The sequence below is a fragment of the Pseudoalteromonas rubra genome, from assembly GCF_004212645.1.
In the GTDB taxonomy this organism is placed as follows: Bacteria; Pseudomonadota; Gammaproteobacteria; order Enterobacterales; family Alteromonadaceae; genus Pseudoalteromonas; species Pseudoalteromonas rubra_G.
Genome location: NZ_PPUZ01000007.1, coordinates 1 through 8,663, shown reverse-complemented (window position 1 = coordinate 8,663; position 8,663 = coordinate 1). Strand labels below are relative to the sequence as shown.

At 50.4% G+C, this 8,663-nt stretch carries 10 protein-coding genes; 9 read left to right on the top strand and 1 reads right to left on the bottom strand.

The window, feature by feature from the left end:
- Positions 1 to 124: 124 nt before the first annotated feature.
- Complete coding sequence (locus C3B51_RS03450) at positions 125 to 544, top strand: CBS domain-containing protein (RefSeq protein ID WP_046006187.1); 420 nt, start codon at positions 125 to 127, stop codon at positions 542 to 544.
- A gap of 42 nt (positions 545 to 586) precedes the next feature.
- Here the strand turns inward: C3B51_RS03450 and pepB are convergent, their stop codons facing one another.
- Positions 587 to 1,882 carry an aminopeptidase PepB gene (gene pepB / locus C3B51_RS03445; RefSeq protein ID WP_125717153.1) on the bottom strand — a complete coding sequence of 432 codons (1,296 nt, stop codon included), beginning with the start codon at positions 1,880 to 1,882 and terminating at the stop codon, positions 587 to 589.
- A gap of 81 nt (positions 1,883 to 1,963) precedes the next feature.
- Here pepB and sfsA point away from each other — a divergent pair, with 81 nt between their 5' ends.
- The 8 genes from sfsA to C3B51_RS03405 all read left to right on the top strand — a co-directional run bounded on the left by sfsA (position 1,964) and on the right by C3B51_RS03405 (position 8,504).
- Positions 1,964 to 2,671: a DNA/RNA nuclease SfsA gene (gene sfsA, locus C3B51_RS03440; protein WP_130244184.1), complete on the top strand. Its 708-nt coding sequence runs from the start codon at positions 1,964 to 1,966 to the stop codon at positions 2,669 to 2,671.
- A 260-nt stretch (positions 2,672 to 2,931) separates the two neighbouring features.
- Complete coding sequence (gene dksA, locus C3B51_RS03435) at positions 2,932 to 3,375, top strand: RNA polymerase-binding protein DksA (protein ID WP_046006190.1); 444 nt, start codon at positions 2,932 to 2,934, stop codon at positions 3,373 to 3,375.
- An 18-nt stretch (positions 3,376 to 3,393) separates the two neighbouring features.
- Positions 3,394 to 4,338, top strand: coding sequence for a tRNA glutamyl-Q(34) synthetase GluQRS (gene gluQRS / locus C3B51_RS03430; protein WP_130244183.1), 945 nt, complete (start codon positions 3,394 to 3,396; stop codon positions 4,336 to 4,338).
- 272 nt (positions 4,339 to 4,610) lie between these two features.
- Complete coding sequence (pcnB, locus tag C3B51_RS03425) at positions 4,611 to 5,972, top strand: polynucleotide adenylyltransferase PcnB (RefSeq protein ID WP_240657382.1); 1,362 nt, start codon at positions 4,611 to 4,613, stop codon at positions 5,970 to 5,972.
- Positions 5,969 to 6,478, top strand: a complete 510-nt coding sequence (gene folK / locus C3B51_RS03420; protein WP_130244182.1) for a 2-amino-4-hydroxy-6-hydroxymethyldihydropteridine diphosphokinase — start codon at positions 5,969 to 5,971, stop codon at positions 6,476 to 6,478. The genes pcnB and folK overlap by 4 nt, the downstream gene beginning before the upstream one ends.
- Positions 6,479 to 6,533: 55 nt before the next feature.
- Entirely contained in the window at positions 6,534 to 7,328 is a 795-nt protein-coding gene (panB, locus tag C3B51_RS03415) for a 3-methyl-2-oxobutanoate hydroxymethyltransferase (RefSeq protein ID WP_130244181.1), read from the top strand.
- On the top strand, positions 7,328 to 8,182 hold the full coding sequence (gene panC / locus C3B51_RS03410) for a pantoate--beta-alanine ligase (RefSeq protein WP_125717147.1): 855 nt from the start codon (positions 7,328 to 7,330) through the stop codon (positions 8,180 to 8,182). Before panB ends, panC begins: the two co-directional genes overlap by 1 nt.
- A gap of 79 nt (positions 8,183 to 8,261) precedes the next feature.
- On the top strand, positions 8,262 to 8,504 hold the full coding sequence (locus C3B51_RS03405; RefSeq protein WP_046006195.1) for a hypothetical protein: 243 nt from the start codon (positions 8,262 to 8,264) through the stop codon (positions 8,502 to 8,504).
- Positions 8,505 to 8,663: the final 159 nt, after the last annotated feature.

The following is an 8,663-nucleotide window of genomic DNA, read 5'->3' as shown; positions in this document are numbered from 1 at the left end:
AAAATAGAACCCTTAATTAAGCAAATTGGTATAAAATCAGCCAAAATTGATCTGGCACCACTCATGTGCCGCCCGCGTCGGCTAGACTTAGTAAAGATATCATGTTCGCTTTAAGGAAGTGCTTATGTTAACCACAGTTGCCGATTTAATGACCCCAGATCCGCTGGCTGTCAGTAAAACCAATAACCTCAACGATGCGCATAACCTGATGCGCGAAAAGAACATTCGCCATATTCCCGTGATTGACGACGATGGCATGCTGGTTGGTATGCTGACACAGAAGATCATGATTGCGAAAGTCATGGGGATCATTGCCACCTATGGCACCAACGCACTGGAGCGCAAAGAAAAACAACAAAAGGTTGCCGAAGTGATGGCCACCGACTTTGCCAGTGTACGGCCGCACCAGAGCCTGCAGGAAGTGGTACGCTTTTTTGTTGATAACCGCCATGGCTGTATGCCTGTCACAGATGAGGATGGCAAGCTGCTGGGTATTCTGACGTCTTCGGACTTTGTTCGCCTGGCGGCGGCCTTACTGTCATAAAAAAGCCCCGTCGCGGGGCTTTTTCATTGCGTTAACCGGCTATCAGGCTTTCGCTTGCAGTGTGCGCGCGACGGTACGCATACCTAAGGTTGTTGCACCCGATGCCCACTGAGAGCCAGCATTGTTTTGGAACGAGGCCGCCAGGTCGATGTGCACCCAGCCCTGCCCTTCGTTTGGTACAAAGCGAGACAGGAAGCCTGCCGCATTGGAGGCACCACCATAGCCGCCGCCTTTTTGCGCACGACTGTTGGCGGTATCCGCATAGGCAGAAGGACAATTGTTCTGATGCCATTTTTCCAGTGGCAACGGCCAGGCCGCTTCAAACTCTTCCTGTGCAAATTGCTGCACATCGCTGACCAGCTCTTTGTCCAGACCAAACAAAGCATTGTATTCCTGACCAACCGCCACCAGGGCAGCGCCTGTCAGGGTGGCCGCATCAATGATCAAAGGCGCACCCGTTTCGCCAGCCGCCATCAGGCCATCGGCCAGAACCAGACGCCCTTCGGCATCAGTATTGACGATTTCAACCGTTGTACCGTTTTTATAAGTCAGGATGTCCCCCAACTTGTACGCATGACCTGAGATCAGGTTTTCAGCACAACACAGGAACAGTTTAATGCGCTTGTTGATGCCACGCTGAATGGCGATCGCCAGACCCGCAGTGACCGTCGCGGCACCGCCCATGTCGCATTTCATGGTCAACATGCCTTCACTAGGCTTGATTGAATAACCACCCGAGTCAAAGGTGATCCCTTTACCGACCAGCGCCGCCGCAACGGGCGCGTCTTCATCGCCAGTTGGGTTGAAATCCAACTCCAGTAACACCGGCGGGCGCTCACTGCCGCGGCCCACTTCATGGATCCCAATCCACTGATGCTCAAGCAGCGCTTTGCCTTTAATGATTTGATAGCTCACATGCTCGGGTGCCAAAGACTGAATGAATTCAGCGGCTTTACCGGCCAGGCTTTCCGGATAAATGTCTTCTGCTGTGCCATTGATCATCTGGCGCGTCCAGATAGCAGCCGTTTTCAACGCTTGTAATTCAGCCAAGTCAGACTGAGCATTGTCACAGAAAGTCACGCCATCTAGCAGCTTCGGGCTGACAAAGCCCTGATAAAATGCCCACTGAGATTCAGTGCACCAGGCATCCCCTTGCAGCTCAACTGCCTGGATCCCTTGCTGTGCCACACTGCGGCCTGCTTTTTGAATGGTCTTCAGTGTCTCCTGCTCACTCAGATGCACCAGTGCACCGTCCTGATCGTAGGATATAGTCGCATTGCCACCCCAGTGTGCCGCCGGGGCCTGATCCGTCAGTCGAACAATAAATTTATCAGCCATATATGATTTCACTCTTGCGCTTATTAGTAACTTGCAGTGTACACTAGCGAGCAAAATGCCCCAAATGAATGCGATTAATCTATGAAGTTTCACGCCCCTCTGACTAAAGCCACCCTGCTTAAACGGTATAAACGCTTTTTGGTCGATTTACGCAGCGACACGCAACAGGAATTCACCGTGCACTGTGCTAATACCGGCAAAATGACGGGCTGTGCCGACCCGGGATTCACAGCATTTTACTCCACCAGTGACAACCCAAAACGCAAATATCCTCACTCACTGGAGCTCACTGAAAATCAAGCGGGTGCACTTATTTGTGTCAACACCGCCCTGGCCAATAAAGTCGCCATTGAAGCAATTACGCATAATGTGATCCCACAGCTTAGCGGCTACCAAACCCAGCGCAGCGAGGTAAAATATGGCACGGAAAACAGTCGCATCGATATCCTGCTCCAGGATGAAGACAAGCCCGATTGCTATATAGAAGTAAAATCCGTCACTTTGCTTGAACAAGGGCAAGGCTACTTTCCGGATGCCCAGACACTGCGCGGTCAAAAGCATCTGCGTGAACTTATGCAGATCCGACAACAAGGGATGCGCGCCGTGCTGTTGTTTGTTGTCATGCACAACGGCATCACCAGTGTGAAGCCGGCAGCGCACATTGACAGTAATTATGCCGCACTGATTGAGGAAGCGCAGGCGCAGGGCGTCGAGATTTACGCTTACCGGGCTCAGGTATCAACGCAAGACATCACACTGACCGAAGCACTGCCCTTCACAATACGTTAAGCCAGTGCCATGTCTGACAGTGATCTGGCGGCATAAATTGTGCAGTATAATGAGTATTAAGCTTGAAAGTGAAAAAATTGCCTCCATATAGCTGCAAATGTCAGTGTGACCCCCATCAGTCGCACTTTTGTTATTCCGATCATGCCTTCAAACCGGGAGTGGTCTAACAAGCAAAAAGTGTTTGCCAAGGGGTAAAGATTTTGCTATCTATAGCCGCCGGCGTTAGCTGGGGTTGTTTATTAAGGATTTAGGAGAATGCTATGCCAGACCAGAAAAAACTAGGGTTGTTGGCTCAAGCCGGTTTAGAACCTTATCAGGAAAAGCCGGGTGAAGAATATATGAATGACGCACAACGTGCGCATTTCAAAAAATTACTGGAAGCGTGGCGTAGCGATCTTCGTAACGAAGTTGACCGCACCAAAACGCACATGCAAGATGAAGCGGCAAACTTCCCTGACCCTGTCGATCGTGCGGCACAGGAAGAAGAGTTCTCGCTGGAACTGCGTACACGTGACCGCGAACGTAAGCTGATCAAGAAAATTGAAAAAACACTACAACTGATCGAAGACGACGACTTCGGTTATTGTGATTCATGTGGCATTGAAATTGGCATTCGTCGCCTTGAGGCCCGCCCGACTGCGGACCTGTGCGTAGACTGTAAATCAATTGCAGAAATAAAAGAAAAACAACAGGGCCGAGGCTAACGTACGTTTGTCTTAGCTATGCTACCCCAGTTTAATAGCGATTATCTGTCCGGGAGCTATCGAGGTCGATTTGCTCCCTCTCCCTCCGGCGCATTGCATTTCGGCTCACTGATAGCCGCTCTTGCCAGTTTCCTGGATGCCAAAGTCAATCAGGGTCAATGGTTGGTCCGAATGGAAGACATCGACACGCCTCGCGTGGTTGCCGGTGCTGCCGATGACATTCTCAGAACCTTAGAAGCCTATGGCCTGCACTGGGATGGCGACGTAGTGTATCAAAGCCAGCGTCACGACTTGTATCAGGATGTGCTGGCACAGCTCAGTAAAGCAGATCTCACCTATCCATGTAGCTGTACCCGCAAGGCGCTGAAGCAACGTGGCGGCACTTATGACAACCACTGTCGGGCGCGCCAGTTGACCGCTGAGGGCAATGCACTGCGGCTTATTCAGACCCAGCCAGTTTATGCATTTACCGATCTCCTGCAGGGCGAGGTAAAACTAAACGCTGCACAGGCCGAAGAAGATTATATTGTAAAACGCCGTGATGGCCTGTTTGCCTATCAGTTAGTGGTGGTGGTCGACGACATTGACCAACAGATCACCCGCGTTGTACGCGGTGCCGATTTGTTAGAGCCTACCGCACGTCAGATAGGCCTATTCAGGCAGCTCAGTGGTGCAGCCCCTGACTATGCCCATGTCTCGCTTGCGGTGGCTCAGCCAGGCTTTAAATTATCTAAGCAAAATCATGCACCCGCAATCGATAATACTCGGCCACAGCCTGCCCTGTGCGCCGCTTTAGGGTTTCTGGGTTTGCCTGTCCCGGCGGAGTTACAACAAGACTCCGTAGCACAGATCTTACGCTGGGCGCAGCAGCATTTTTCATTACAGGCTCTGCCGCGTCATCGCGAGATCCAGGTCTCGTTGCACCAAGACGGCCACTATGATTTTACCGGATTAACGGCCTGAGCCCAGCGGGCTGATTTGGGCCAAACCCCAAGGTACACGGCTATGTTGGATTTTTAAGCATGAATGCGCCCCCGCTCCTTCAATTTGACCCCATTTGAGTATATGATAGCGGGCCTCGTTAATTCGCCTACACTATACAAACTAAAATAAGTTCTATGGCCGTATGGCGAGTGTGCATGCATGATTGCAGGCATTTTTACACGCATTATTGATTGTTCAGGGTCGTTAGGAGAGTGGTTATTATTTCCAAAATTATTAAGCTTTGCCGTCAGATAGTTAAAGGCAAAGATCCGGTAGGAACCGTGACATGCAGCACTACACCTGTGTTAATTCCACGCAGTGAGCATGCTATCTCGCGCAAACAATTTAGCCCCAATGCAATCAAAGTATTATACCGACTGAAAGACGGAGGCTATGATGCCTACCTGGTCGGTGGTTGTATTCGTGATATTTTGTTAGGGATTGAGCCCAAAGATTTCGACGTAGTGACCAACGCAACGCCTGAACAAGTTAAAAAGCTGTTTCGTAACTGTCGATTGATCGGCCGCCGCTTTCGCCTTGCGCACATTGTGTTCGGCCGTGAGATCATCGAAGTAGCGACCATGCGTGGGCACCACCAGGCTCAGGACAACCCGGATCCGACCAGCCAGTCGAGCGAGCAGGGTCAGCTACTACGCGATAACGTGTATGGCACCATTGAAGAAGATGCACAGCGTCGCGACTTTTCAATTAATGCACTCTACTACTCAATTAACGACTTCAGCATTCGGGACTTTGCCGGTGGTATTGCGGCCATTGAGCATAGGAAAATCGAACTGATAGGCGACCCTGAAACCCGATACCGCGAAGACCCCGTGCGTATGCTGCGTGCTGTGCGCTTTGCCACTAAGCTGGATATGACCATTGCCGGTCCGACCGAAGCGCCGATCGCTGAATTAGCGCCTTTGCTGAGTAACATTCCTGCGGCGCGCCTGTTTGAAGAAACCCTGAAACTCTTTTTGGGCGGCAAGGCCGAAGCCAACTTTTTGATGCTGAGAAAATACGGCTTGTTTAAACAGCTGTTTCCGGCCTTAGATGCGATTTTAGATAACCCGCAGAGCGAATTTGAAACAACCTTTATCCGCAAAATGTTTGCCAATACGGATGAGCGTATCAATGCCGATAAGAAAGTCACGCCAGCCTTTATTTATGCCGCACTATTGTGGTTCCCGTTGCGCGACCGTTGCAATACACTCACCGCTGAAGGCATGAATGAATACGACGCCTTTATGCAGGCAATCAGCCAGATACTGGCCGAAAATGCCCGCCATATTGCCGTACCAAAACGCTTTACACTGGGCGCGCGCGATATCTGGCATATTCAGCAACGACTCGACAAACGCGGCGGCCAGCGTGCTTATCGCCTCAGCTTGCAACCCAGATTTAAAGCGGGCTATGACTTCTTGCTGCTGCGAGTAGAAAGTGGCGAGACAGAGCAGCAAGAGTTAGCAAACTGGTGGACCGACTATTTACAACAAGACGTGTCTGGACAAAAAGAGATGGTGAAAAACCTCGGCCAGCGCTCAGGCGGCTCGGAAAGACGCAGACGCCGTCCCAGAAACAAACCACGCAGAAAACCTAATCCAGAATCATGAACACCGTTTATATTGGACTGGGGGCGAATCTCAACGCCCCTGAGGCACAGCTACGTAATGCGCTGAATGCCCTGAGTACATCACAGGAACTCACACTGGCACAGGTCTCCAGCTTTTATGCTTCAAAACCTATGGGTCCGCAGGACCAGCCCGACTATGTCAACGCCGTTGCTAAGCTCACAACGAAGTTATCCGCCATTGACGTACTCGACTTGCTCCAGCAAATTGAGCTACAACATGGCCGGGTGCGCAAAGCCGAGCGCTGGGGTCCTCGCACCTTAGACTTAGATATTCTGCTGTACAACAATGCACAAATAGCAACGCAACGATTAACCGTGCCACATTATGGGTTATGTGAACGTGAATTTGTGGTCTTCCCTCTTTTGGAGATTGCCCCAAAACTCACTTTACCAACCGGACAGACACTGGCAGACATCGCAGCGTCTTTACCACGTAACGGACTGACTGCCATTAGTCAGTACGACGAAGACGCATCGCTTGCATAGCAAAACCTGAGCGACACAGTGTGCTCAGTATTGAATTGATCACAAAGGGGGAAATATGGCTAAAGTAACCGTTTCAACATTGGCCAAGAAAAAACGTGAAGGAACAAAAATCACGGCACTGACCGCATATGATGCCAGCTTTGCCAAACTGTTTTACGACAATGGTGTTGATATTATCCTGGTGGGCGACTCTCTGGGCATGGTACTACAAGGCGGCGAAGATACGCTGGCGGTTACCACCACAGATATCGCTTATCATACCCGCTGTGTTCGTGCCGGTAGTAAAGAGCTGTTTGTGATAGCCGATATGCCCTTTATGAGCTATGCCAACCCGACGCAAGCGTGCGAAAACGCCGCGACCTTGATGCGCTCAGGTGCCAACATGGTCAAGCTGGAAGGCGGTAAATGGCTGCTTGATTCTATTCGCATGCTGACACAGCAAGGTATTCCGGTATGCGGCCATTTAGGCCTGACCCCGCAATCAGTTAATGTTTTTGGCGGTTTTAAAATTCAGGGCCGTGAAGATGCACAGGCAGAAAAAATGGTCGCCGACGCCATTGCACTGGAACAAGCGGGTGCCCAGTTATTAGTTGTAGAGTGTATTCCTTCTGCACTGGCAAAACGTATCAGCGAAGCGCTGAGCATTCCGGTCATTGGGATCGGTGCAGGTAAAGACACCGACGGCCAGATCCTAGTAATGCATGACCTGGTCGGTATCTCGGCAGGCTATATTCCTAAGTTTTCGAAAAACTTCCTCGCCGAGACTGGCAACATGCCGGCAGCGGTCGAAAAGTTCTGCACCGATGTTAAAAGAGGTGCATTTCCCTCTCAGGAACACGAGTTTAACTAATGCAATCAATTACAGAAATTAAATCTCTGCGTAGCCAAATTAAAGCCTGGCGGCAACAAGGACACAGCATTGCCTTTGTGCCGACCATGGGCAATTTGCACCAGGGGCATTTTTCACTGGTTGAAAAGGCCAAAACCCTGGCAGACAAAGTGGTGGTCAGTATTTTCGTCAATCCGATGCAATTTGGTGCCAACGAAGACCTGGATAACTATCCGCGTACGCTAACTCAGGACAAACAGGGGCTTGCCGAGCTGGACACCGACATCGTCTTTACTCCAAGCGTAGAGGCTATCTATCCAAACGGCCTCGACACACAGAGCTATGTCGATGTACCTGGCGTATCCGAAGGCTATTGCGGCGGCAGCCGTAGCGGCCACTTCAGAGGCGTTGCAACGGTCGTCACTAAGCTATTTAACCTGGTGCAGCCAGACTTTGCCTGCTTTGGTGAAAAAGACTATCAGCAGCTTCAGGTTATCAAGACCATGGTGCGGGACTTGTCCATGCCGATTGAAATCATTGGTGTCCCTACGCAGCGAGAAATTTCAGGACTGGCAATGAGTTCGCGTAACGGCTACTTGTCAGAGCAACAAAAAGACACGGCGAAAGTACTCTATCAGGTATTGAGTGACACGGCGCAGCAGCTCCAGGATGGCGTGCGCGATTTTGCAGCGCTGGAACAGACAGCAAAGTCCAGGCTAGAAGCCGCTGGCCTCAAACCCGATTACTTTTCTATTGCACAAAGACAGAGTCTAAAACCTGCTACACTGGAAGACAGCGAGTTTGTGATCCTGGCTGCCGCTTACCTGGAAAAGGTGAGACTAATAGACAATATCCAGATCCTCGCCGACGCATAACAATGTAAAGGATCCCGCCGCTTGGCAAAAAAGCGCGATGGGATCCTCACTTTATTTACTCTCTTGCAGGGACTGTCTTATGAAACCACAGATATCGATTATCGCCTTGCTACTGGCAGCGGGCTGCAGCAATACCAACTCACCGGAGCTGAATCAGTGCGCACAGCAAAACTATCAGTGCGAGCAAAGCTGTGAGCAGCGAGCTAACCCGCAGTCACTGGCCATGCAGGTGTGCAGTGATCAGTGCATCGAGTCCTTTAACCAGTGCAAAGCGCAGGCCGAACAGCTCACGCAGCAATCTCGCAACAGTTCCTTGTATTAATGTACTTATACCAATTTCACTTAATACCTGTTCAATTTGACGGAGCAAATATGACGCTAACTGTGTTAAAAATTTCTCATTTAGAACAACTAAATAGCAAAATTTTTGCCTTGTTATCGAGCCTATTTTCTCGCCTCAAAATAGAACACTTAATTAAGC

Excerpts from the sequence above, each read along its gene's own strand:
- folK (WP_130244182.1), top strand. The coding sequence starts at position 5,969 with ATGAACACCGTTTATATTGGACTGGGGGCGAATCTCAACGCCCCTGAG.
- panC (WP_125717147.1), top strand. The coding sequence starts at position 7,328 with ATGCAATCAATTACAGAAATTAAATCTCTGCGTAGCCAAATTAAAGCC.
- gluQRS (WP_130244183.1), top strand. The coding sequence starts at position 3,394 with ATGCTACCCCAGTTTAATAGCGATTATCTGTCCGGGAGCTATCGAGGT.
- sfsA (WP_130244184.1), top strand. The coding sequence starts at position 1,964 with ATGAAGTTTCACGCCCCTCTGACTAAAGCCACCCTGCTTAAACGGTAT.
- C3B51_RS03405 (WP_046006195.1), top strand. The coding sequence starts at position 8,262 with ATGAAACCACAGATATCGATTATCGCCTTGCTACTGGCAGCGGGCTGC.
- pepB (WP_125717153.1), bottom strand. The coding sequence starts at position 1,882 with ATGGCTGATAAATTTATTGTTCGACTGACGGATCAGGCCCCGGCGGCA.
- panB (WP_130244181.1), top strand. The coding sequence starts at position 6,534 with ATGGCTAAAGTAACCGTTTCAACATTGGCCAAGAAAAAACGTGAAGGA.
- dksA (WP_046006190.1), top strand. The coding sequence starts at position 2,932 with ATGCCAGACCAGAAAAAACTAGGGTTGTTGGCTCAAGCCGGTTTAGAA.
- C3B51_RS03450 (WP_046006187.1), top strand. The coding sequence starts at position 125 with ATGTTAACCACAGTTGCCGATTTAATGACCCCAGATCCGCTGGCTGTC.